At 59.0% G+C, this 23,716-nt stretch carries 18 protein-coding genes and 2 pseudogenes; 16 read left to right on the forward strand and 4 right to left on the reverse strand.

Annotated elements, in window-relative coordinates:
- The first annotated feature begins 8 nt into the window (after positions 1-8).
- The 8 genes from D0550_RS14895 (at position 9) to D0550_RS14930 (ending at position 8,978) form a co-directional block, all read left to right on the forward strand.
- Positions 9-2,255, forward strand: a complete 2,247-nt coding sequence (locus tag D0550_RS14895; RefSeq protein ID WP_116809988.1) for a TonB-dependent receptor — start codon at positions 9-11, stop codon at positions 2,253-2,255.
- 153 nt (positions 2,256-2,408) lie between these two features.
- Positions 2,409-2,855 (forward strand): arsenic resistance N-acetyltransferase ArsN2, encoded by a 447-nt coding sequence (arsN2, locus tag D0550_RS14900; RefSeq protein WP_116809989.1) that lies wholly within the window; start codon positions 2,409-2,411, stop codon positions 2,853-2,855.
- Positions 2,856-2,982: 127 nt separating this feature from the next.
- Entirely contained in the window at positions 2,983-3,426 is a 444-nt protein-coding gene (locus tag D0550_RS14905) for a hypothetical protein (RefSeq protein ID WP_153067178.1), read from the forward strand.
- Positions 3,423-3,635 carry a helix-turn-helix transcriptional regulator gene (locus D0550_RS14910; RefSeq protein WP_116809991.1) on the forward strand — a complete coding sequence of 71 codons (213 nt, stop codon included), beginning with the start codon at positions 3,423-3,425 and terminating at the stop codon, positions 3,633-3,635. Before D0550_RS14905 ends, D0550_RS14910 begins: the two co-directional genes overlap by 4 nt.
- A 219-nt stretch (positions 3,636-3,854) precedes the next feature.
- On the forward strand, positions 3,855-4,994 hold the full coding sequence (locus D0550_RS14915; RefSeq protein ID WP_153067179.1) for a hypothetical protein: 1,140 nt from the start codon (positions 3,855-3,857) through the stop codon (positions 4,992-4,994).
- Positions 4,995-5,247: 253 nt separating this feature from the next.
- A complete protein-coding gene (locus tag D0550_RS14920) occupies positions 5,248-6,393 on the forward strand; it encodes an ABC transporter permease (protein ID WP_116809993.1) in 1,146 nt (381 codons plus the stop codon).
- A gap of 5 nt (positions 6,394-6,398) precedes the next feature.
- A complete protein-coding gene (locus tag D0550_RS14925) occupies positions 6,399-7,568 on the forward strand; it encodes an ABC transporter permease (RefSeq protein ID WP_116809994.1) in 1,170 nt (389 codons plus the stop codon).
- Between the two features lie 291 nt (positions 7,569-7,859).
- The gene (locus D0550_RS14930; RefSeq protein WP_161965837.1) at positions 7,860-8,978 is read left to right on the forward strand and encodes a DUF4241 domain-containing protein; all 1,119 of its coding nucleotides are present in this window, start codon (positions 7,860-7,862) and stop codon (positions 8,976-8,978) included.
- Between the two features lie 191 nt (positions 8,979-9,169).
- Here the strand turns inward: D0550_RS14930 and D0550_RS14935 are convergent, their stop codons facing one another.
- Positions 9,170-10,198: a toll/interleukin-1 receptor domain-containing protein gene (locus tag D0550_RS14935; protein WP_116809996.1), complete on the reverse strand. Its 1,029-nt coding sequence runs from the start codon at positions 10,196-10,198 to the stop codon at positions 9,170-9,172.
- Positions 10,199-10,937: 739 nt separating this feature from the next.
- Between D0550_RS14935 and D0550_RS14940 the strand changes: the two genes are divergently transcribed.
- From D0550_RS14940 to D0550_RS14950, 3 genes are read left to right on the forward strand one after another with little or no spacing between them, the layout of a single operon-like run.
- Positions 10,938-11,342 carry a hypothetical protein gene (locus D0550_RS14940; protein ID WP_116810010.1) on the forward strand — a complete coding sequence of 135 codons (405 nt, stop codon included), beginning with the start codon at positions 10,938-10,940 and terminating at the stop codon, positions 11,340-11,342.
- Positions 11,343-11,344: 2 nt separating this feature from the next.
- Positions 11,345-11,842: a TIR domain-containing protein gene (locus D0550_RS14945; protein ID WP_116809997.1), complete on the forward strand. Its 498-nt coding sequence runs from the start codon at positions 11,345-11,347 to the stop codon at positions 11,840-11,842.
- A 13-nt stretch (positions 11,843-11,855) separates the two neighbouring features.
- Positions 11,856-12,539: a hypothetical protein gene (locus D0550_RS14950; RefSeq protein WP_116809998.1), complete on the forward strand. Its 684-nt coding sequence runs from the start codon at positions 11,856-11,858 to the stop codon at positions 12,537-12,539.
- 526 nt (positions 12,540-13,065) lie between these two features.
- Here the strand turns inward: D0550_RS14950 and D0550_RS14955 are convergent.
- Complete coding sequence (locus D0550_RS14955) at positions 13,066-13,905, reverse strand: hypothetical protein (protein ID WP_116809999.1); 840 nt, start codon at positions 13,903-13,905, stop codon at positions 13,066-13,068.
- A gap of 462 nt (positions 13,906-14,367) precedes the next feature.
- On the opposite strand from D0550_RS14955, the gene D0550_RS14965 reads away from it, so the two are divergent.
- The 3 genes from D0550_RS14965 (at position 14,368) to D0550_RS14975 (ending at position 18,046) form a co-directional block, all read left to right on the forward strand.
- Positions 14,368-14,919, forward strand: coding sequence for an Npun_F0296 family exosortase-dependent surface protein (locus tag D0550_RS14965; RefSeq protein WP_116810001.1), 552 nt, complete (start codon positions 14,368-14,370; stop codon positions 14,917-14,919).
- A gap of 149 nt (positions 14,920-15,068) precedes the next feature.
- Positions 15,069-16,733 (forward strand): YncE family protein, encoded by a 1,665-nt coding sequence (locus D0550_RS14970; protein ID WP_116810002.1) that lies wholly within the window; start codon positions 15,069-15,071, stop codon positions 16,731-16,733.
- Positions 16,661-18,046 (forward strand): YncE family protein, encoded by a 1,386-nt coding sequence (locus D0550_RS14975; protein ID WP_153067180.1) that lies wholly within the window; start codon positions 16,661-16,663, stop codon positions 18,044-18,046. Before D0550_RS14970 ends, D0550_RS14975 begins: the two co-directional genes overlap by 73 nt.
- Positions 18,047-18,173: 127 nt before the next feature.
- On the opposite strand, the gene mrdA is transcribed toward D0550_RS14975, so the two are convergent.
- Entirely contained in the window at positions 18,174-20,129 is a 1,956-nt protein-coding gene (gene mrdA / locus D0550_RS14980; RefSeq protein WP_116810004.1) for a penicillin-binding protein 2, read from the reverse strand.
- A 246-nt stretch (positions 20,130-20,375) separates the two neighbouring features.
- Between mrdA and D0550_RS14985 the strand changes: the two genes are divergently transcribed.
- On the forward strand, positions 20,376-22,178 hold the full coding sequence (locus D0550_RS14985; protein WP_116810005.1) for a M48 family metalloprotease: 1,803 nt from the start codon (positions 20,376-20,378) through the stop codon (positions 22,176-22,178).
- An 83-nt stretch (positions 22,179-22,261) separates the two neighbouring features.
- Here D0550_RS14985 and D0550_RS36850 read toward each other — a convergent pair.
- Positions 22,262-22,354: pseudogene (locus D0550_RS36850) on the reverse strand (hydrolase); the annotation flags it as partial.
- Positions 22,355-23,401: 1,047 nt separating this feature from the next.
- Between D0550_RS36850 and D0550_RS15000 the strand changes: the two are divergent.
- A pseudogene (locus D0550_RS15000) lies at positions 23,402-23,716 on the forward strand (IS110 family transposase); the annotation flags it as partial.

Genomic DNA, 23,716 nt, shown 5'->3' on the forward strand with positions numbered 1-23,716 from the left:
GGGGCACAATGAAGACTTGGAATGCAGCACGCCACGGTGCGGCGATGCTTGCCAGCTCGTTTCTTGTGACGACGTTCGCGCAGGCACAGCAAGCATCGACTCAGCCGGAAGGCGGTCTCGAGGAAGTCATCGTCACTGCGCAGAAGCGCGAGCAGAACGCACAGGACGTGCCAATTGCGATTACCGCGCTCAGCGCCGGCGATCTCGCCGCGGCCGGCACGACGAGCACGGTCGATCTGAAATCGGTCGTTCCTTCTCTCAACATTACGACCGGCGTCGCCGGCTTCGGTATGCCTCGTCTTCGCGGCATCGGCGCCTCGGGGCAGGGACCCGGCATCGAGAATCCGGTGGCGGTCTACATTGACGATGTCTATTACGGCGCCACCTTTGGCAACATGCAGTCGCTGTTCGATACCGCGCAGGTCGTCGTTTCCAAAGGTCCGCAGGGCACGCTGTACGGTCGGAACACCACGGGCGGTCTGATTCAGATCCGCACGCGTGATCCCGAGTTCGATCTGGCGGGCAAGGTGCAGGTCGGCTATGGCAACTACGACACCGCCAATGGCGGTTTCTTTTTGACCGGCGGCCTGAGCGATTCGGTCGCGATGAGCGTCTCGGCACAGTACGACAATCGCGACAAGGGCTACGGCGTCAATCGCTTCACTGGCAACGAGGTGATGACCTCGGAGAGCTGGGCAGGCCGCGTCAAACTGCTGTGGAAAATCGGCGAGGACACGAACCTGCGGGTTTCCGTCGACACCAATGGTCGCGACGGTGCCGATCCAAGCTTCCGCAATTTCGAGCTCAACGCGCTCGGGCAGAACGTCAACACGCTCATCAGGGATGCGGGCGGCGATCCCAACTACGATATCTTTAGCGACGTCGATCCCGAGCTGCGCGCTCGCCAGAGCGGTGCGAGTGTGGTGTTCGAGCACGACTTCGGCGGCTTCTCGCTCAAGAGCGTCACTGCGTATCGCGACACGAGCCTGAGCACTTACTTCGATCCCGATGGCACGACGCAGGCGCGCCTCAGGATCTTCAACGACAACTTCGACGAACAGTTCACGCAGGAGATCGATCTGATCTCCGCCGACGATGGCCCGTTCAAATGGACCATCGGCGCGTTCTATATGTGGAACTCCGCCGGCCAGGATCCGGGCCGAACCACCGGCCTCACAACCTTCGGCGGCAATGGCTACAGCGATACCATCACCGACGTTCGGCTCAAGTCCATTTCCGGCTTCGCCGAGGGCACGTATGCGTTGACCGATGCAACCAATCTGACAGCGGGCATTCGCTACACCAACGACGAGCGCGAGTTCGAAGCGAAGACGGTGACCTTCAACGGCAACACCAACGTCCTGGCGATCAGCCCGACCATTCGTGACGGTCGAACATTCGGCGATCCGAGCTGGAAGCTGTCGATCGATCACCGCTTCTCGCCCGAGCTGATGGTCTACGCCAGCTACAACCGCGGCTTCCGCAGCGGCACGTTCGTGCCTCAGGCGTCGCCCGTGATCGCGCTCGAGCCAGAGCAGATCGACGGCTACGAGATCGGTTTGAAATCCGATCTGCTCGATCAGCGCTTGCGCCTCAACGTCTCGGGCTACTACTACGACCAGACCAATGTGCAAGTCCAGCAGGTCATTGCGGGCGTCAACAGCGTCTACAATGCCGACGGTGCGGAGATCTACGGCGCCGACGCAGACTTCATCCTGTCGGTCACCCATCGCTTCCGCCTGTTTGGTGGCGTCGGCTGGACGGATGCCACTTACACGAACTTCACCAATGCGATCATCTCGGTTCCGTACCCATTGCCGGCCGGCTTCGTGATTCCGCCAGGGCAAACTTGCCTCGGCACGTTTGGAAGTCCGGCCGCACAGCTCGGCGGCAACTGTCTCATACGCGGCGATGGCTCGGGAAACAAGCTGCAGAACACGCCGGAGCTGACCGCCAACCTTGGCGGCAGCCTTGAGATTCCAACGGGCATTGGCACGTTCACGCTAGCGGCCAACTACTATTACAACGACGGCTTCGTCGCCACCGCCGACGAGCGCGTTGCGCAGGGTAGTTACAGTCTGATTGATGCATCCGTCACGTGGCGCGATGTGAGTCAACGGATGTATGTGCGGCTGTGGGGGAACAATCTGAGCGAGGAGTTCTATCGGACTCAGCTCAGCGCCACGAACTCCGGCGATAACGGGACTCCGGGTGCGCCGCGCACGTATGGGGTGACCCTGGGCATGGAGTTCTAGTATCGCCTGAGCCCATGATGTCCGAGCGATTGTGCGGGCGGCGTTAGTGCCGCCCGCTTGTGCTGTGCCCGTTATCGGGTCGAGTGCTGGCTGGAAGGGGTTCTTGTTGGCTACGATCGCCCCGGAAACTCCCAAGGCGAGGAGGGTGGCGGCATGGGCACTGCGGATGAGGCGGCTACGATCCACCAGAGTCCAGATTTCGAAGCGACGCTTCAATTACTACGGAGCGCTGATCTGCCGATCTCGGATCTGACCGAGACACACATGCGCCACTTCTTTTATCTCGGCCCGCCGAAGGTGCCGGTAGGGCTGGTCGGTGTCGAATTCCACGATTCGGACGCCTTGTTGCGGTCGCTGGTCGTTGCGCCTGAGAGTCGCTCTCGCGGTGCCGGCACTCAGTTGGTGGAGCACGCTGAGACATACGCTCGTGATCACGGTGCGGTCGCCATCTACATCCTAACGACGACCGCGGAGCGATTCTTTCGTGCTCGCGGCTATGTCACCGCGTCTCGCGAGCATGCCCCGGTGGCGATCAAGGGGACGGCTGAGTTCTCGTCGTTGTGCCCGGCGAGCTCGGTGTTTCTTTCGAAACGGCTCTAAGTATCGTGCGGCCGTACCATGGCACTGATGTCAAGCAAGCTTGACAATTTGTCAGCCCGGCCATACAGTGATCCATGTAAAGCAACCTTGACAACGCACGGAGGGCGATTACCCAATGAGCGGCTCAATGGATTCCAGTGCCGACACGGCGACCTGGTGGCAGGCGGCCTTGATGATTCGCGGCCAGACCAAGGCCGAGCAACGAAACATTCGGTCCGTATGGATGTGGTGTTTGGTCTGGTTGGCCGGCGTTGTCGCCGTGACGACTGCGCTCGAAGCGTTTCCGCGGCTGCCAGCCTGGCTCGGCGGGTTGTTGGCCATCATTCCTATCGCTCTCAGCATTCCCGCGCTGCTCGCAAACATTCGGTTCATTCGCGAAGCCGATGAATTCATGCGAAAGGTGCAGCTCCAGGGCATAGCAATCGGCTTCGCTGCGGGCTTTGTTTTTTGCATGGGCTATCAGGTGCTCGAGCGCGCGGGTGCTCCGCACTTGTCGATGATATTTGCGACAGCGCCGCTCGGCATCGGCTGGGCAATTGGTTCTTTCATCGTCGCATACCGGCACCGATGAAGAATCGGTTGCGCGTCTTACGGGCCGAGCGGCAGTGGTCTCAGGCAGACCTTGCTGCACGTACCGAGGTTTCGCGGCAAACGATCAACGCTCTGGAGACCGGGAAGTACGATCCGAGTCTGCCGCTGGCGTTCAAGATCGCTGCCGTTTTCGGAAAGCCGATTGAGGAGATTTTCGAGCCTGGTGACGAAGCGAGTAGCCAACCGTAGTGTCTTGATCATGGCGACTTCGGCAGGGGTTGGTTGTTCTTGCAGTCTGGGTGAGGTCGCAACGCACCGCTCATATCGAGTGCTATTCTAGCCGTCCGGTTGCTCAATCGAAGCTCCACATGAGCGCTCGTATTCAGGGCTTCAAGCTTTCGCGCGCGAATCGGTCAGGTCGGTCGCCTGCGTGCCTGAGGCTGCTGGCATCAGATGAGGTAGGATTTGATGAGTTTCCGGTGTCGGCAAAAACTATTCGGGACCCTGTCGACAATCCTGCTTCTGGCGGGAGCGTGTCTGCCATGCTCCGTATCTGCCCAAGCGGGAGACTATGATCATAAAGTGACGATCACGTCGCCAGCGGAAGTCGCCGCCCGCCGTTCGCAGCTCATTCGATACATCTGGGGCACCAGCAGTCTTCCCGCTGGTCCGCCGTCGCGCGTCGTCCTCAACGACAATCCGCCGACGTCAGGTCTGCATCACCTTGCGCGCGCCGATACTCTGGAAATAACGATGGCGCTCGGCGAAAAGGGATACGCGCACCACCTGACTCCGAAACGTCCGAACAAAAAGCTGATCATTTATTCTGAGGGACATGACGATAACTTCGAGGGGACGCATGATGGTCGAATGATCGACGAGATACTGCGCAACGGCTACTCGGTCCTGCTCGTCTACATGCCCCACATGGCATATTTCACGTCCAAGGAGCTCGGAGTCGTTGCGAACTCCGTCTTCCGTAATAATCCCAGCATTCTCAGCCACGACCAGATGTTCGCCAAGCTCTCACCGGCGAGCGGCAGTGTGCTGCAGTTTTTCCTCGAACCGGTTGCGGTGTCGCTCAATTACCTGCGGCAGCATTGGCAGAATGACGGATTTCCAAAGTACACCGACTTCGGCATGGCCGGCCTCTCCGGTGGTGGCTGGGCGACCACGGTCTACGCCGCCATCGACCCGAGCATCCGGGTAAGCGTTCCCATTGCGGGGTCGCTGCCTCGCTATCTGAGTTCGCCGTCTGCCAGCGGCGACGCAGAGCAGTTGGTCCCCGGCTTCTACTCGATTGCCGGATATCTCGATCTCTACCTGCTCGGCTCTTACGAGCCCGGCCGCTCGCAGGTGCAAGTGCTGAACCGTCGCGACACCTGCTGCTTTGGCGAGGACCAGTTCTACAAAGCCAACGTTACTCGCAAGACGAGTTGGTCAAAGGCCGTCCGTACGTACGAGCGGGAAGTGCGCAAGCGGCGGCCGGCCCGTGGCGGCCGCTTTCGTGTTGAGATCGATGAGTCCGCGACTTTTCATGAGGTATCCCTGAATACTGTGATCAAGCGGATTGTTGGAGAGATGAACCGCAGCCGACGTGCCTCTTGAATAGATCAAGGGCGAAGCCGATGTGATCGTCACTTGATCGACCGGCGCCCGTACCGAATGTCCGGGGTTGCTTATCGCGTCGGCACTGTCGATCTGAACGGCGTCGTCGTGCAGACTATCTAACTTGAGACCCCCGGTAAGCCGGGGGGCTGTGGCACAGGCTTGCGGAACTCTAAAGCTCGACGGGTATGCAACTGTTCAGCTGCACCGCAGACGAAGAACGACTCACGGACGGCCTGCTGGCAACGTCTGCATGAAATTCCTGCCACTCATCTGGTCTGGGATCTGGCGCAAACCCGGCCGAACCATTCTCACTGTCCTGCAAGTGGTCGTGGCCTTCGCCCTGTTCGGGGTCTTGCAGGGAATGAAAACGGGCGTGTCGGAGGCCGTCGCCAGAGCGCGGGGTGATGTGCTTTTCGTGGCTCCAGCGGCTTTCGGCGGAGCGCCTCTGCGCCGGGCTGATGTCGAGCGCCTCAAGTCGATTCCCGGCGTGAAGACCGTTGCGTTCGCCGACGGATTGCTCGGGACATATCAGAAGCCTACTCAGCCGGTGTACGTGCTGGCGGTCGAAAGCAGTGACGTGTGGTTGACGCTCATCCCGGAGGTCTTCTACATCGGCCCAAAGGATCTCGACGCTCTTCGTGCCACGCGCACCGGCGTGCTAATCAATGCCGATATCGCCAAGAAATACGGATGGCGCGTCGGCGACCGCATCCCTCTCACGTCGACAACTCTGCAGACCGATGGATCCGGCGCCTGGGTGTTCGACATTGTGGGAATGTTCAGTGCTCGCGAGCTCAGCCAGGGCGGTTACATCGTCGGAAACTATGAGTACCTGGATGAAGGGCGAGCGCTCAACAAGGGCACCGTGCGCAACTTCTACGCCGTCGCCGCCGATCCGAAGCAGGCGGCGGTAGTCACTGAGGCGATCGACAACGCCTTCATGAATTCGCCGCACGAGACCAGAACAGCTTCGTTCAAGGAGCTGGCACAACAGGAGATGCAGGCGATCGGCGATCTCGATTTTGCGATCCGCTCCATCGTCAGCGCGGGACTCGTGGCGCTGCTGTTCTCACTGGCCACGATCATGATGCAGACGACTCGCGAGCGAACGCCCGAATTGGCCGTCCTCAAAACGTTGGGCTTCTCGGAGCGGGCGGTTCTGCTGTTGCTGGTAGGCGAAGCAGTAACGGTCTGCATTGCCGGGGCAATCATAGGTCTCGGGCTCGCAATGGTCGTATTCCCTTATGCCGCGAAGTTCGTGCCTGGGCTCTCGATGCCGATGGTCGTGGTTGCAGTCGGTGTGCTGGGCGCAGTAGTAGTCGCATTGCTGAGTGCTTCCGTGTCTGCGTTCCAGGCATCGAAATTGAGAATCGTCGATGCATTAGCCGGCCGATAACTCTCATGAACTTCACCAGACAGTTTTCGGCGCTGCTGCGCATGAACTTGACGGCCATCCCGCAACGCCTCGGGTTGGTGCTCACTATTGTGATTGGCGTTGCATGTGCCGTTGGAGTGCTGGTGTCGATGTTGGCGATGGGGGTCGGGGCCAGGCGGGAGGCGATGGGAAATGTGCGATCCGATCGGGTCATTCTCACGAGCATCGGCGCCCCAAGTGCACTCCAGAGCAGCATAGGAAAGGACCTCCTGCCGTTGATCTATGATCTGCCGGGCATACGTCGAAATGCAGCAGGCCGGCCGATGGCGGCTGCACAGGCACTATTGTTCACGCAGGCGCGCAAGAAAGAGACTGGCGGCCCGATGGGTTTTGCACTCACCGGCGTGACTGCCGGACATGCCGACGTACAACCGGAGTTACATCTGACCGCTGGCCGCATGTTTCAGTCAGGTCTTCATGAGCTCATTGCCAGCAACAAATGCGCTCGTCAGTTCTCGAACTTCGCGGTGGGCGATAAGCGAGCAATGCGTGGCACTGAGTGGCTGGTAGTCGGGAACTTCGATCTGGGTAGCAGCGAGGGAGCGTGTGTCGTCATCGCCGATGCGGAAACCCTCCTGTCGGCATTTCGGATAGCCGCTTACAACCAGGTCATTGTGTTACTGCAGTCCCCCGAAGCATTCAGCCAACTCACCGACGCGCTCGAGGCAGATCCGACCCTGCGGGTCGAAGCCAAGCGCGAAGCCGAAGTAGCCGAACGGAACATGAAACGTTTCAACGGCATGCTCAATTTCGTCGCTTACTTCATCGGCGCCATCATGGCCGTGGCGGCGACCATTGGCGCTGCCAATTCGTTATATGCAATCGTCGATAGCCGCCGCCGTGAGCTGGCGACCTTGTGTGCCCTGGGATTCACGCCAGGGCCAATCATCACATCTATCCTGGCCGAATCCATTCTTCTGGCATTGCCCGGCGCCTTCATCGGCGTGGGGCTCGCCTGGTTGCTCTTTAACGGCTTCACCGCCAGTCCATTTGGCTTCAGCTTTCAACTCGCGGTCACAGCGCCGATCGCCGGGCTTGGCATCGCATGGGCACTCGGCATGGGTCTCGTCGGCGGCTTGCTGCCCGCGTTGAAGGCGGCTCGCATGCCGGTGACAACGGCGTTGCGCGCAAGCTAGGCGGCGCCAGCGGCCAGTGCCTGATCGAGATCCCTGATTAGGCTTGCGCACCTCGGTGGAGGGCGCAAAGGTTCTCGTGATCGTAGGCGGCCGCTAGCCTATCAAGCGGCCGCTTCCGGCCAGGAGCAGACTTAATAGTTACGGCGGTTTCGGCCCGGAGCGGACGTCGACTCAAGTTTGGTAGAGAGGGCCATCATCGTCGCTGGCCGACACAGGCCGACGCTCGAGTGCGCGCACGGGATGATAGTATTCCGCAGGCCACACACTATCTGGAGCGGCCGAGCCACCGCAATGCTGAGAAGAATCGTTGCACTTGTTGGGTCGATTTTAGGTGTGCCCGCGAGCTCACACGGCGCACAGATCGACTCCAGCGAGCAAACGTACACGATCGAACGGGCGCCGTTGCAACCAGAAGCGCGCGTGAGAGCGTTCATTGCGGACTATCATCGGGCGCACTCTCTTCTCGGCACAAAGGAAGTCAAGGAGCAATTTGAGCGCTGGGAGCGGCTGGTCGAGAAATTGGACGAGGCGCATTTTCTCGATCATGAGGGGCGCGAGCTCGCCGGCGTGATCCACGGTAAATCTCCGCACACGCTCGCGGGCGAGCCGATCGTCAGCGTCAAGCGTATTGCAGATCGCGTGTTCGTTGAAACTCGTCTCGAAGAAAAGTACCTGACCAGGTTCTTCGAGTACGAGTTGTGTGAGGTGGATGTCGGCAACTGGAAGATTCTGAGGCTTCGTGAATTCCTGGATCCGGCGGACGCTCCGTTCATGACGGAGAGAGAAATGCCGCGATTCGAACATCCGCAAGTGCATCCACTGCAGCGGCTTTCCGCCGAAGATGCTGATTTCGACGGAAACCGGATCTTTGCCTCCGGCAAGTCAGTCGAGCTCGATGGAAAAGTCAGCTCCATCGATGTAAGAGAAGTAGGTTTTCTGAACGTCACTACGGGAGTTCTGGTCGTGGGAGACTTCGGCTACAGTCCCCGCGTACTTTCCCCTGTAGGCCAACGGGTACCGCCAGGCCGTTACCTCACAGAAGTAGCGGTTGCTTTCGAGCGTAATGCAGCGTTGCGCGTCCGATTCTCGGAGCATCGAGTGGTGGCTTGGCATCCGGCCGACATGGGGGACGGTGGGCACGGCGTTGGAGTGGATGCAGGTAACGTCGCCGTAATGGACCTTGCGGCCCTCATGACACTGAAGTCCCGAGATAAGGAGCGCGCATTCGAAGTTTATGCGCGTGCCGACCAATGCCCCAACTCCATGATGCTCACGCTGATCCAACCGAACGACACTACAATCGCGGATTCCGGTTGGGGAGATGGGAGGTATCCTGCGTATTGGGGAGTCGATGCCAACGGTAAACCAGCCGTGCTGGTCGTAGATTTTCTGTTGCTGCCGCGATCGTAAGAATGACTGCACTTCGGTAAGTCGCAGATCACCAAAGTCTTGGCTGGCGGGTGTCTGCTCTCGGGCCGGTAAGCGACCCAACGGACGCGCACCGCTGTTGCGGCGAGTCGCCACCGAACTCTTCCTTCACCATGTTGCTGGAGCGTACGGTTGCGCCAACCGCCTTGTGTATGTAAGTCTTGTTTATCGGGCTAGCGACTCTGAAGCCACGCTTCGGCGGCAGGTTTCACGGGGCGAGTAGACGCCACTACTCGCGCAAGGAGTGTTTTCCATGGGATGGCTTTCTCGCGACACTTACGGGCGCCAATGGTGACTATGGCACGCTCCAGGTGCTCTCTTTCACTAGGACTGACGCTGAAGTTGGGGATCGAGTACAGGATGTACAGATAGTCCGCATCCAGCCAGAAATCAAGATCATAGAATAGGGCCGCACTCCCGAACTGTCCCAGAGTTCCATTGGACCATTTCTTCAGTCTGCGTTCGAAGTCCCGAATTTCTTCGCCAGTGAGCGGGCCTTCGACAGAGATATAGGTGTCTGGGGGTATCCCGAAGCGCTTCCTTGCGTTCCCTCCCCAAGCCTGCATGCGCTGCTCGAACGCTGCGTCATCAAAATCGTCGTCGTCTTGGTTGGGGTCCGTTTTGACTTCTTCCTGGATCTTCAAATCGAATGCTTTGAAGTACGCGGCGATCTGACTGAAATTCATCAAGGATCGATACGTGAGCGATCTTACATCGGCGCGTTCCTCAAAGAACTGTTGGATCGCCACGCTCGCGTCCTGGTCGCTTCGAGCATTCAAAGCCTGTTTTATCTTTTCAATCGCGTGAGGAATCCCTCGGGCCGACGAAATCGCTATCTTGTCTGAAATAAGCGGTGAATATGCCGCCACTGCATCGCGATCGATGTTATGCCAGATTGGAACTATCAACTTTCCATCCGTCACTTCCTGCCCCGTCAGTGCCGCAAGCTCCATCTGCGGCCAGTTCTTTTCAAAGAATGAGGGGCTCAAGACGACGATTCCCGCACCGGATCGAGCCAGTCCCTCATCGATGGAGCGTCGAAGGCTGTTGCCGGGCGCAAGAGCGATCTCGTCGTACCAAACTTTATAGCCTTGTGACATCAATCCATTGGCAAGGGCGTCCACAAAGGGAGTTCGGTCTTCGCTGGCATAGCTGATGAACAGATCCCATTTCACCCGGCCTTTGCTCCAGCTGCGTTTCATTAAGCGCACCAGTACGTCTTAAGTAGGGCGTGGATCTCGCGGCCGCGCAGTGCACCGAGGTGCGCCGGTTTCGGCAAGTCCGAAGCTAAGAGAGTCTACCAATTCACCGCGGAAATTTCGATTCAACGCGGGCGGTTTGTATCTGAGTGTCGACCGGCCGGCGTCGCAGTCCTGCCTCTGGTGGCGTGTGCCCCTCGGCGGTTGGGCGAGCGGGGTGGTCACCCGTGCGCTTTGCACTTCAAGCATTGTGCACGCAAGGCTCTTTCGAGTCCCGCCATATGCCAGTGGAATTGGGCCAAGTGGTCGTGGTGCCTTGAGGCTGCGTGGAATGATCTGCGAGAGCTCCAGGGCGCGCCCCATGGCCGTCCCGACCCAAAACGGACATAACAACTATGGTAAATCCACAAGCGGCCCCCGCTGGGGGCAGCTCAAGAAATAGATAGTCACAGAGCAAGTTCGTACCCATGTCTATCCGTCGCGACTCTGTTTTCGAATCGACGGGACTTGCGGAGCTCGATGGCGCGCGTGCGGCACGAGGCCCCGGCTAGTACGAACTGGATCTCTGCAAAAGCCTCGAGCCTTGCCTAGGCGTTCGCGAGAGCACCTGGTCGGAGTGTCGGTAGGGGCTACAGCAGTTCAAAAATGCTGGTTGTTTCCGCTCGGAGCATGTGATCTGATTAGTTACAAACAAGAGGCATGGGCTGCAATACAAAAAAACAAGTGGAGGGCTGGGGAGCCCATGGATAAGAAGCTTAAGCACTTAGATTATATTCAGCAGGCGATCAATCGGCTGGCTTCGAATCTGTTCCTTCTAAAGGGATGGACTGTCACGCTTATTGCTGCCCTGTTCGCGCTGGCTTCTAAGGACGCAAAGCCTGTGTATGCACTAATCGCTTACATCCCCGCGTTTATGTTCTGGCTTCTAGATGCGTACTTTCTTTCGCAGGAGCGACGATTTCGGTCTCTATACGATCACGTTCGCGTGACGGAGGAGCATGATATTGATTTTTCAATGAATACCGAGCCATACAAGAACGAAGTGAGAAACGGATTCTGGCACGCGTTCTGGTCTACGACGCTGCGGCTATATTACGGCGCGTTAATCGCGACGATGGTGATTGTGATGATTTTGCTAAAGGGTTGAATATGCCTTCTACGGCAAAAATTCCGGTGTTCTATAGTTTTCACTTCGCCAATGACGTCTTCCGGGTCCAGCAAGTTAGAAACATGGGGGTCATTGAGGATAACTCGCCTGTATCTGTCAATGAATGGGAAGAGATAAAGCGTAAGGGAGATTTGAATATTAAGAAATGGATTGACGAGAACATGGCATATCGCCGTTGTGTGGTGGTGCTTGTCGGGTCTGAAACGGCTAGTCGAAAATGGGTCAGATACGAGATAAAGAAGGCGTATGACTCCGGCAAGGGGCTATTCGGGGTCTACATCCACAACTTAAAGGATCCGCGCAACGGCGCATCGATAAGAGGGGCCAATCCATTCGATAATTTTACGATCAACAATGGCCAACAAAAACTGTCGAGCGTGATTCAATGCTATGACCCAGGTTACGATGCGTACCGGGGGATTGCCTCTAGCATGTCGGGCTGGGTAGCTGCGGCCATCGCTCAAGCAAAATATCGATAAAGGGGCGAAGAGCGTGCAGGAATCGATTGCAGTTTGGAGTGATCCACGCGTTTGGATCAGCATCGTCGCTGCCACGGGAACGATGGGGGCAGTTATCGTGGCGCTCTTCCTGCGAGAGTTGCGAGCGATAATTCGGCCACCAAAACTCCATGTGGAATTGGCGCGTGAGAATGGATTGCCGATCACCGCGCACTTGATTCCGCCAGGGCAAGTGGTACCAGCCGAACTCGCACCGGAGAAATCGCGCTATTACCATTTGAAGGTGAGTAATCCTCGGCGTAAGGCTGATGCGGTAAATGGTGTCAGTGTCACACTTCTCCATGTGGAGCGTAGGGGGCAGGATGGGCAGTATCATTCCACCTGGAAGGGTGATGTTCCGATGGTATGGCGAAATGAGCTGCCCGACAGCAACGGCGAGAAGAAAATCGTGGGAACTTGGGCAGAGTCCGACCTCTGCAGTGTTGCGCGAGACAAGTCTCTAACGCTTCACGTCAAGATAAGGCCTAACGATCTGCAGTGGCGTTACGCGGTTGACGAGACTATGCCAGTAGATTTGATTGTGACGGTGCAGGCGCGAGGTAATGAAGCTGACTCTGATGAACGGAAATTGCGCGTCTTTTGGGACGGTCACTGGGAGGATGGGGACTTGGAGATGCGCCGGCATTTTCATGTTACGCATTTGCTTGTGAACTCCTGAGTGGACTGGAACGGCAAACCTTGCTCAGGAACGGTTTCGGCCACGGACGGCGCAGTAGGTAGCCGCAGCGGCCGTTAAGCAACTGAGAAGCCCTAATTCTTAGATTCGAAGGCGCGCGCTTGGGTTGGGGCGTCTTTGTCGGCGTAAAGACGTATAGCAAGGACTGAAGCCGATCTGAGCCTATGACGGCTTCGAGGTGGATGGGCTCGTCATCCAGCGCGCGTGCTCTTTATCATTGACGGTCGAGATTCTTTTCGTGGTCGATGTCCGCTCCTGACCGAGGCTGTGTGAATACGCCAAGCGAGATTTGCGTACGTGCGGTGCTTTAGATTTGAGGTCCGAGAACGAAAAGAATTGAACGTACAGCCGCCTGGCTCGCATTGCATCGAGCGCGCGTCGCGCCGTTCGCTAGTTTTCACACGGCCTCGACCCAAAGCGGACGTGCAACGTGCTGTGGGCAATCTGCACGGGTTGCATGCGAAGCCAATGGCGGCCGCTGCATAGCGGCGTTTTTCGCAGGCCACGGCTATTTCGATTTTGGTGATGCGGCGATCAGTTCGTCGAGAAGCGCTTCGTAAGCGCGCATGGTATTCTGCGCGAGCATAAATTCATTCAGATTGGCTTGGCGCATGTCCTCGAGCTTCAACGCAGCGGTCCCACCAAAACCGTACTGAATAGCTTTCTTTCCGGGAATCTTGACTCTCTTGTATGTCCCGTCGCTTTGCAGTTGCATCTCCGTCGCCGATACGATCTTGCGAGTCACAAGATTCGTGATGCCGCGTTCGAATCGCGGCGCAATAGTGTGGCTGGCGCGGTTCCGGAAATCACGTGTCGTTTCGCGATACGAATGACCGTCGATCAGAGTGAAACGACGTTGATATTCGGCGTAGCTCTGCCATCGAGTTCCAATGGTCGCAAGCTGCTTCTCGCGCTTGCGGCGCGTAAGAAACTCTTTATCTTCATCGAGTTTGTCGGCGTAGCCGGAGTCCGTCTGGATGTTCATCTGGTGGATGGCTGTCGTAGCGATTCTGATGAAGCGGTCACGCGTCGCGCTCGGCTGCACCATGCAGAAGAACACCGGCGCTTCGGCGCAGTACATCTGGATTGTCATCGCATCATTCTCTTTATACTTCGGAAACACGATCAACCAGGCGGCCCAGTCCGTGAGGTGCCGCCCCCATGCATTGAGGGAATTGATCGTCTCTCGCACGTCGGCGGAAATGGCTAACCCCATGAAGTGCGGCCATTCCGCCATATGCACTTTGTCGCAGATATCGTAGGGAAGCGGAAAGTCGCGTAGCGTAGGAATGCGTGCGCGTTCATCAAGGAACTCTCCAAATGCCTTCTCCAGAATTATGCGATCCATAGTGCGCGCCAATTAAATTTGGTCCAGGAGTATAACTTTGCCGCGCAATGCGAATCATTGTCTGCTCAGCAGCGGAAGTGTCTCGGGGCTCGAATGGCCAGCACTGGGAGGCAATCTAAGAACTTCAAGAAGTCGACCGGAGAGCTTTCTGCAAGCGGCGGTCCTGTTTTGACATCGGCGGCTGCGTAGCAAATTGCTGACCTTAAATTGTGCCGAGGATTTTGTCCTAACAGTCTTTGACCAAGATAACTACCAGCGTGGGAACCTGGTTGACGCGCGCCTGCTGTTGCGGCGCCGATGTATCCTGGCTGTGCGCTGCTAATGTGAACATTGCCGTCAGCTCCAGGCCGGAAAGGGAAGTAGGGCTACAGCGGCTCTCGATCCGAAGCGGACATTCGGCAAGTAGGTGCTGAAAGCATTGCTTGATCGTGTCTTTTGCGCCTGAGAACATCTGGACGCCACATGAAACCTCTGGTTCTCCTGATTCCAGTTGCGGTGTGCGGCTCGGTTGTCGCTTACGCCGATCCACGTGTCGAGCTGAGTGAAGGAATGACGACGCCGATCTCGGGGGCGCGAGTCGTGACTTTCGATGATCGCAGAGCCGAACGCTACGCGGGTGCCGGTCAAATTGTGATGGGTTCGTTCCCCAGTTCGACGCAGCCTCAGGGTGACGAGACGCCGTACTTCTCGGTCAAGCCGACTACGGCTGCGTTCGTCGCGGAACCTGGGGTTAGTTACAATTACTTCGGGCTCTACTGGGGCACGATCGATGAGTACAACGAACTGCGTTTCTTCAAAGATGGCCGCCTCATCGTCACAATCACCGGTCGCGATGTTCTACGTTTAATCTCTGCGCACGGCGCCGTTCGAGCTGGTCTGCCCAGCAGTTACGTAAACATCTACTTCGGCGTGAGATCCTATAGTCGTATCGAATTCAGAACGTCTATACCTGCTTTCGAGTCGGACAATCACGCCTTCAGCAATGTGAGGACGTCCGAGGCGGATGCGATGTAGGACCGTGCTGCTGCACGGAGGTATACGGCGCCCGTCGACTACTCGAATGGGAGCTCTTGAACGCAGCGGGCAGTGTGTTAGCGTCACCACCAGCGCGGCGCGATACGAATCCCATCCAACTTCGCGACTGTGAAGCGGGCACAGAAATAATGAGCTATGTAATCCGAGTTGCAGCGGCGATGCTGCTCGCCGCCCTGCTTGCTGCGTGCGGCGGGGGCGGCGGCGGAAGCGGGGGTGGAGGTGGAGGCGGAGGCGGTGGAGGCGGTGGATCGACACCACCTCCTCCGGGGCCGGGCGGCGGTGATCCGCCGCCACCGGGCGTTCTTCAGCCGATCAAGCTGTTGCCCCAGGGGTATCAGTACTCCGTGGCGGCCGCCGGCTCGCTGCTCGATATGGCGATGTGGCTAGGCCAGCTTGCCGCTGTGGCATTCGAGGTGCGGGACAGTCGCGATTCGCAGTTCGTGGCGTATTGCGAGTCCGGGCAGATCAGCATCGACCTGGTCGACAATGACGGCAACCTGCAGCTCAGCTCGGGCGATCGGCTGGTCATGCGCTACTCGAACTGCCTCTCGGGCGACTTCACGACCAATGGTGTTTTCAATATCGACATCCCGGCGCTGGGAATAGAAGGCGCACGCAGGCTGATTGACCTGCGACTGTCCATCGAGTCGTTCACTCAGCAGGGCGGAGGGCAGACGACGACGATCTCCGGCGGTGTCGATAACCATTGGACGGCCACGCCGGGGTCCGATCATTTCGTCATCACCGGCACACGCCTGGCGATGGGCGGCTCCCTGCAGCCGCAGCGGATCGAGAACTTCACGGTCGATTTGAGGCAGGACTACACGACTTACGAATACCGTCTCAGCTGGCGCGGCGAGGTCGCTTCGGAAGGGCTTGGCGGTACATTCCGCTTCGATACGGACAGCGAGCTGCTTGGTCAGTTGGGCCGATATCCGGAAGCCGGCGCGTGGACCCTCTACGGCGACCAGTCAGCCGTGCGCCTGGAAGAGGGCGTCAACGGCGAAACCTTATCGACCGAGGTGGGCATCGTCGCCGATTTCGATGGCGATGGTGTTTTTGAGCCTGCGGGAGGCTCATTGTTGTGGCTCACGGGTTTCTACATGGACCTGTTCGACAGCTTCCGGCCGGGTGTCGTGGTGCCCGAGAACCTGCCGACCATTCACGTGCTGAGAGGCCGCGAAGTCCCGCTGGTATCGCAGCCCTACACCGACCCGCTGGCGGACATCGTTGTCGATTCGAGCCGCGACATGCTCTACGCCAGTGCGCCGCTCGACAACGAAGTCGTAGCGGTCTCAACATCCACCTATCACGTCACTGATCGCATTCCGATCGGCTCGGCGCCGAAGGGGCTGTATCTGCCCGCCGACCGGTCCGAGCTGTTCGTCACATTGAATAGAGGCGGTGCCGTCGGGCGCTTGAATCCCGAGACCGGCGACTTCTATCGAATGGACTCTGCGGTCGCCAACAACTCCAGCGCTCCCGAAGTCATTTTCGGGGCGGGCGACACGGTGTACGTGACCTCATTTCCTTCGCGGACCCGTGAAGGTCTGGCGCCGAGCTACTACGCGCGGGGCTCGCGCGACACGAACGTCGTCGAGCGGCTTTCAGAGTCAGTGTTGCCAGAAATGCGCGCGCCGATGGAGTTGACCATCGACGGTCGCTATCTGTTTTTACGTTGGATCGCAACGGCAACGACACCCGGCTCGTCAAGCGCGATATGTCGCTGCCGAACACACCAGTCATCGCCTCGCGAACCTTCACGTACATGGTCAACGAGAAGTTCAGACTGAACCCGGATGGCCAGACGCTGGTCCTTGCCAGCGGCGAGGTGCTGCGCACGACCGACTTCGCTCAGGTGGCCACCGTGCAGGGCCACGACGCCATCGGCTTCAACGACGACGGCTCGCAGATGGTGGCGCTCTTCGGTCATTCGCTGATCGTTTACGATGCCCAGAGGTACATCACGACGCGGACCTTCTGGCCCGACTGCGTGCAATCGTCCTCGCAGGCGAAGCAGATCGTGTATGTGGCCGCACACGATCAGTGGGTCGCGAAGTACGACAACAAGATCTGCGCGCTCTCGATCAACAATCGACTCAACCCGCCTGGCCAGGAAGGAAGTCCTACGCCGCCGGTGCCACTGCAGCCTGTCTCCCTGCCGGTGACCACGCAGGTCGTGTTCACGCCGCTGAACCAGGGCGGCACCACGATCCTTGCGGCGGAAATCGATCGGCAACGCGGCGTGCTGTATCTCGGCGGCAGACGCAATATGGCGGGCGAAGTGGCCGTGCTCTCGCTCGCGGATCTGTCGACGATCGCGACGATTCCGCTGCCGTCGATTCGCGAACCGCTGAGTCTCGCCCTGAATGACGCGGGCGATCGTTTGTACGTAAATCAGGACGGCGACGGCCATCGCCTCGAAGTCGTCAACACATTGACCCATTCGCTGCTGGCGCCATTGGCGTATCCAACGGATCTGTTCGGCACGGGCTACGGGCTGATGGACGCAAAATGGATCGGGAACGACAAGCTGCTGATGACGACCCGAAGCAACGGCGAGCTGGTCACGATGGCCACCCTCGACGTTCTGACGGGTACTGGGGTGCGTATCGCGGACGGTGCAGCGCGCTTCTCGCCAGGGCAGAAGTTGTTCATCTCTTCCGATCGAACGACGGCGATTACGAACGGCTTCCTCAACCAGACTGGATCGCGGCTCGAACGCATCGATCTGACGCAGCCAATTCCCCGCGTCGTCGGAACACGAGCCAATGACGAGCTCGATGGCGCTACGTTCGGAATGTTCGGCCCCGGCGACGACTTGATGTATTTCTCCGGCGGCATCGTCGTGAATCCCCAAACTTTGATGCTGGCGGGCTTCACCGGCGAAGGAATGCAGATTCCGACGCCGGATGGTTCAACTGTGTACGTGCTGAATAGGACGCGCGAGACGTTGAGCGTCTTCGATGCCCGGACATATCAACTGCGTGCTCTGTACTCCGTGACTGGTTGCTTTGGTCAAACGGTGTTTGCGCAGCTCGGAACAAACTCGCGGGATATTGTCTGGACGGCGGGCGCGGGCGTTTGTCGGGTGACGGTGCCGTAGGCATGCGAGAAGCTAGGAAGTAGCAGATCGCAAGAACTCGTCACATCTTGGGTTGTGTCGCGTTTCTCGGGTTTCTCGTGGGCTGCGGCGTTGGAGGGGGAGATAACGGTGGTACCGCGCCAACGTCCTATTCCCGCTCGGCCGGAAGAGCGACAGGTTTGGAAGGCTTGCGCTTCGCATCTTGCTCGGCGAGCTGGGCTGGCGTGAGCAAATATGTATCTAAGATTCTGCGCGCGATGGGCCCAGCGAACCCCGAGCCGGCGCCCGGCGCATTTTCGACAACGACGGCAACCGCAATCTTCGGCGCATCGGCCGGCGCGAACGCCACAAAAAGTGCGTGATCGCGCAGATGCTCTGCCAGCTCATGCACCTTGCGCATGCGCTCGGTGATCGCGACCGTGAAGACCTGCGCGGTGCCGCTCTTGCCCGCCATTTTGTAGGTAGGCAAGGGGGAGAGCGCGTTCCGGGCGGTGCCGAAGGGCGCATTGACTACATCAACCATGCCGGCGATCGCGAAATCCCATGCCGCGGGATCTGTTGTTACGACCGGCGGCAAGGCAACCGGCGGCAACTCACGGCTCTGTCCCGTGCGGACGTCCCGAATGGCTCGGACCATTCGCGGCTTATAGCTTGCGCCTCGAGCGGACAGGGTTGCGGTCGCATGGGCCAGCTGCAGCGGCGTCAGCAACATTTGTCCTTGACCGATTCCGACACTGATGGTGTCGCCTGGAAACCAGACCTGCAGCTCCGGTCGCTTGTACGCGCGCTTTTTCCATTCGGTCGAGGGCAAAATCCCCAATCGCTCGCCTTCGATGTCGATGCCTGTGGCACTGCCCACGCCAAATCGAGATAGGAATGCAGCCATCCGATCGATGCCCATCGATCTGGCGATATCGAAGAAGTACACATCACACGAAGTCGCGATGGCTTTCTCCAGATCGACGCTGCCATGCCCGCCTTTTTTCCAGTCACGGCGCGCACGGCCATAGCCCGGCGCCGACCACATTCCTCGGCAGTAGCGAGTGTCATGTGGCGTGACGACTCCATACTCGAGCGCCGCGAGTGCGAACAACGGCTTGATCGTTGAGCCTGGCGGGTAAACGCCCCGCAGCGCCCGGTCATACATCGGTCGGGCAGGATCTTCCGTCAGTGCCAGATACTGGGGGCGAGTCAAACCCCGCGCAAACAGATTCGGATCGAAGGCCGGCGTACTCACAAATGCCAAGACATCGCCATTGGTGGGATCAATAGCTACGGCGGCGCCTCGCTGTCCGCGCAAGGCCTCCTCGGCGGCTTGCTGGACACGTAGATCCAGTGTCAGGATCAGATCGTTCCCTGCAATGGGTTGCCGTGTTTCTAGCGGTGCGTCGGCTCGCCCGATCCGCTCGACGCGACGTCCCTGGGCGTTGACCAGTAACTGCCTGACGCCCGGATAGCCGTGCAATTCGCTCTCATAAGCGCGCTCGACGCCGCTTTTGCCAGTCAGTGCCGTGCCCGCATAGCGAGCCATGTCCAGATTCTTCTCGTCCTCTTCGCTTATCGCCGCCACATAACCGAGGGCGTGAACACTGCTACTGCCCAATGGGTAGTAGCGGGTCAAGCGGGGCACGATTTCGACGCCCGGAAAGTGGTGCCGACGTGCGGCAAAACGCGCCAGTTCAACCTCCGTCAGCTGTAGCTTGATTGGTACCGAGTCGAACGAGCGGCGGCCGCGAATGTCCTTGCGAATGCGCGCAATGTCGGCGCCATCGATCAAGTTCATCTCAGCCAATCCCGCGAGCGTGGCATCGAGATCCGGCACCTGCTCTCGTGTCACCTCGAGCTGGAACGAGGGCGTGTTGGTCGCCAGTGGCAGACCGTTGCGGTCCAGAATCAAGCCTCGGTTCGCAGGTATGGGTTCCACTCGGATCCGATTGCCCTGAGACTCACCGACGTAGTAGTCGTAGCGGACCACCTGCAACCAGACCAAGCGCGCGATGACCGCGCCGAGCGCGAGCGTCATGATGATCGCGGCGATCATCGCCCGCTGCTCAAAGAGCTCCTGCTCCGCTCGGAGATCCTTCAGCCGAATCGAGCTATGCATCTGTGCGCCCAACTTGGGATCGTTCAATCCTGCCTGCGTGGTCCATGTGTAGCGTCCGTCTGAGCAGGGGCCGCCGCTATATTATTAGGTTTCGGCTTTCCTGGCGCGGCATGTTTGTTTAATAACTTCTATTTATCTCTTGTTGTCTAGCCGACGCTACCGCAGTACGCTCCCGGCTAGCTGCCAAAGCGGCCTCGAGAAGCACCCGCGATAGTAACCATAACAGGCACGACAAGGGAGTGAGTCATGTCGAATCTGGTGCGTACGCTAGCCTTTCTGCTGGCGATTCCGGTCGTGGGATATCTTGTTGCGGCAGGCATCTTGTGGGACTTGAACGGCGATGCGCAGAGGGCCAGCGGGCAGACGTTCGAGGCGCTCTGTGAGGTGCGAGCCGAAATCAACAACGCCGATCTGAATTCGGCGTGTGACGAAATAGCCTCGGTCCAGATGCTCAGAACAGTGAGCCTCTGGTGTGCGCTCATAGGTGTCGCCTTGCCGCTGCTCGCGTTCTTGGGAGCCAGGTACGCTGGAAACAACCGGGACCGCCTGGCGAGCGTGTTTCGGCCACTCGTGGCGGTCACAGTCGCGGTTCTCGCGGGGCTGGTGCTCGTCGAGGCCGGCGTGCTCGCTTTCGCAGCCTATGAGGGCGAAAGCTATCTCATCGGGCGCGTGCATTTCTTCATCATTGGCTGTGTGGCGCTGGGCGGCCTTCTGGGTGCTTTCCAGCTGGCTGCCAGTGCATTTTCCTTCGCCAAGCCGGTGTCGTTTCCGGTCCTTGGAAAGCGCGTTACACAGGATCAAGCGCCGCAGATGTTTGCTGAGATCGAGGCCACGGCTCGGCAGATCGGCGCTCGGATTCCAGACAACGTGGTGGTAGGCCTCGACACCACCTTCTTCGCGACAAGCGCGACGGTTCACCTGATCGGCGAGCAAGTGCCTCTTCAGGGAGAGACGCTCTTTATTTCAGCGCCGCTCGCCAGAATTTTGAATCGCGAGGAGCTGGCATCCGTCATCGGTCACGAGCTCGGTCACTTCAGCGGTCGGGACACCGCATACAGTTTGCGATTCGCACCGGTGTACGCCGGGCTGGGATCTTCGCTTCAGGCGGTATCGACCGCCGATGACGAGGGGGCGCTGGGGCTGGCGAAACTTCCGGCACTTGCACTGCTCGGATACGTGCATGGTCTCTTTCAGGAAAGTGAGGCCGGAGTCAGTCGTGAGCGCGAGCTTGCGGCCGATCAGTCTGGGGCGAAGGCGGGCTCTGCGCTCGCGCTTGCCAGCGCTCTATGCAAGATTTGTGTGTACTCGGAGCTCTGGGGCAAGGTGCAAAGTCAGAACGTCGCGGCGCTGGCGGAAGGGCAGATCACCCGGAATCTGAGTCGCGCATTCGCCGACAGTGCGCGCTACGACGTCGAGGCCGCGTCTGCGGATAAGCTACTCGAGGAAGTGCTGGACGTGCGGGTGGCACACCCGACCGATTCGCATCCGCCGGTGTCGCAGCGGCTCGATGCGCTTCAAGTATCCGTCGCTCAGGTCCGTGATGCCGGCTTGTCTCTACCTGCACAGCCGGCGATCGAGCTGTTCGAGAGCGGTGGTGAGGAGCTGGAATGCTCGCTCACGGAGCTGCACCACCGAGTCCTTGTCGCATTCGGTCACGTCGTCATTCCAGACGAGTCGCAGAAAGATCACACAGCGCGCGCTGTTTACGATCTCATTGCATGTGTCATTCGTGCGGACGGCAAGATCGAAGCGAGTGAAGTACTCGCAGCTGAGAAGATTTGCGAGCGGATGCTCGGCAGTCGATTCCGCTCGCTCGACCTTCGTGACGTCTGCACGCATCAGCCGGAAGACTACGATCCAATGCCGCTCGCGAGGGCATTCGGTGCTTCCGTGACAGTTGAGAACCGCGAAACGGTGATCGCCTGCCTGAAGGCACTAGCCGAAGCTGACGGGGAAATCGCGCCGCGCGAAGCGGCGCTTATTCAAGGCATCGAAGCTGCCATGAAGCAGGGTGCAGAAGAGGCGGCGAGCACGGCGGCCTCTTCGTGATTGCTGGGGTCGCACTTGCTTGCCGCTCGATGATGATCGGCTCGACGGGGCGGCCCAATAGGCCGCCCGTCAGTGACAGGCAGTAGCCAATGCGGATTGGCGCCGGCAGGCAGAACCATGCGTCGCACAGCCATGTCGTGAGCCTCCGGCGACACGCCACCTGATGCAGTTGCGACGGAGCCAGACCCTTTGCGTCATTGGCTGCCTCCACGCGGCGAGAGAAGAGCCTTGCCGCTATCGCTGCCGACAACCCATCGCCATAAAGTTGCATCGAGGGATCTGGATTGTTTACCGCTTCCGCAAGCAGCTTGACCAGCGTCCATACGCTGTCCTCCGCGAATCGCAACCTGGGAGTAGAGATGATCGTGGCGTCGAAATTGGCCGCCATTCGCTCACTCATGTCTGCGATATCGAATGTCAGCATCGCGTCCTTCACATAGCGAACATCGCCACCAAAGCCCCACACCTCCATACCGGGTGGGATGTACACAATGTGCTTGGGGACGTAGCCGATAGGGCAGGGCTGGTCTTCGCGCAGTCGCGGCTCGACATCGCCCACATGCTCGAGGACGACGCTGAGTTTCGGCTCTGTATCGTCGCTCAGCTTGTGAATGACACGTCCGCACAATGGAATTTGGTGACATCGAGGCTCAAGCCGTTCCAGGCCCGGCGAGCGACCGAAACATCAAGCATGTTCTCCGGCAACGACTCTCGTCTTTCGACCTGTGCATTCACGTGCGTACGTCCTGCTTGGAAGGCATGCAGGATATTTCCATCTTGGCTCAAAACAAGTCCGCGCGTCGTGGCGCGCAGACGGCGCAACCAACCCAATCCCACGGCAGAGATGCGCGCAGCCGAGGCGGTACTGGGCCCCGCGCCACCGCCGTTGCCACCACCACAGACTCTAGAAGAGGCCATCGACTCTAGAAGGAGGCCATCGAACGCGTACGCACCCTCCTGCTGGAGGTCCGCGCGATGCTCCGCTGCTTGTCCGAGGTACTGCAGTACCTCGGATGACGATGACGGTGTCATGCACGCCGAGGTTGCTCACGCAGCGTCGCGGTGGATCGACGGCGCGGCGGCGGAGGGGCGCATTGATGAGCTTCAGAAGATTTTGCGGAAACGAGCGTTTTTCCGCGGAAATGATGGGATGGACTCCCCCTGGTCTTCGGCATCATTGTGCCAACTGATGTTGAGGGTCAGTACGCCAAGAGGAGTCCGCCATGCATGCTACAACCTGTGCTGTGGATCTCGCAAAGAACGTGTTCCAGCTGGCGTTTGCCGATGCGGATTGGAAGCCCTGTGGCACGCAGCGTCTGACACGAGCTCGGTTTTCTCACTGCTTCGACAACAGCGCGACGTCGTTAGTAGTCATGGAGGCGTGTGGCAGCGCGCATCATTGGGCCAGACAGATTAGCGCCCAGGGGATCGAGGTGCGGTTGCTGCCGGCGCACTATGTCCGCCGATATCGGGTGCGCAATAAAACCGATGCAGCGGATGCGGCAGCACTGCTGGAAGCGGCGCGCTGCGCGGACATT

Source organism: Steroidobacter cummioxidans (assembly GCF_003104955.1).